This window comes from Streptomyces alkaliterrae, from assembly GCF_007097205.2.
Taxonomy (GTDB): Bacteria; Actinomycetota; Actinomycetes; order Streptomycetales; family Streptomycetaceae; genus Streptomyces; species Streptomyces alkaliterrae.
Window position 1 is genome coordinate 1 of the sequence record NZ_VJYK02000601.1, and the last position, 1,203, is coordinate 1,203.

Below are 1,203 nucleotides of genomic sequence, written 5' to 3' on the forward strand. Positions count from 1 at the left end.
GGTACCCGATGAGCACCGCGTCCCCCAGCGCCGCGCCCCTCGCGCCGCCCGCCGGCCGCGCCGACGAGACCCCGCGCCGCATCATGGTCCTGGGCGCCGGAGACCTCGGCCGCCGCGCCTTCCACGAACTCGCCCACAGCCACCGACCACGCGACCTCCAACTCGTCGGACGCGACGAGGACACCGTCGTCCGCGCCACCAACCTCACCCGCTTCTGCGCCGCGCAACGCGGCTACACCCCCACCGTCGGCCACGCACTCACCGACCTGACCGACGTCGCCAGAACCGCCGAACGGATCGCCGCCTTCCGACCGGACATCCTCTTCCTCGCGGCGAGCTACCAGTCCTGGTGGGTGATCTCCACCCTGGAGCAGGCCGCGTTCAGACGGCTCTACGCCGCCAACTACGGGCCCTGGCTGCCGATGCACCTCGTGCCCGTGATGAAGGCGATGGAGGCGGTACGGTTCTCCGGCGTCGAACCGCTGGTCGTCAACGCCGCCTACCCCGACGCCGTGCACCCCGTGCTCCACACCGTCGGGCTCTCCCCGCACCTGGGCATCGGCAACGTCGCGAACAACGTCCCCGGCATCACCGCAGCCGTCGCCGACGAACTCCGGCGTCCCACGCGGGAGGTGGAGGTGCGACTCGTCGCCCACCACTACGTCTCACACCGGCTGTCCCGACACGGGGACAGCGGACCCGCAGAGATGGGCCTGGGCGTCCGGGTCGACGGCCGCGACGTCACCGACGAACTCGACCTGCCGGCGCTCCTCGCCCGCCTGCCCGAACGCTACCGCCGTACCGGCGGCCTGCCCGGCCAGGCCATGACGGCGGCGTCCGCGCTCAGCGTCCTGGAACCGCTGGCCGACGGCCGGGACGCACTCGTCCACGCGCCCGGCACACTCGGCGCCACCGGCGGCCACCCGGTCGCCCTCCGCTCCGGCGAGCCGCGCATCGACCTGCCCGACGGCATGACCGCCGAACAGGCCCACGCCATCAACCTCTCCGGCCAGGTCCAGGACGGCATCACCGAGATCCGACCGGACGGGACCGTCGTGTTCGAACCCGCGTCGATGGCCGTGATGACCGCCGAACTCGGCTACGAATGCGCCGAGATGAAGCTCTCCGACGCCGAGGACCGGGCCCGCGAGATCAGCGACCGCTTCGCCGCCCACCGCACCCGTACCACCCCCACCCCCGTCT

At 72.7% G+C, this 1,203-nt stretch carries 1 protein-coding gene; it reads left to right on the forward strand.

Annotated elements, in window-relative coordinates; genetic code table 11:
- The coding region (locus FNX44_RS28405; protein WP_173019309.1) for an SDR family oxidoreductase at nt 1–1,203 on the forward strand (1,203 nt) is incomplete at both ends.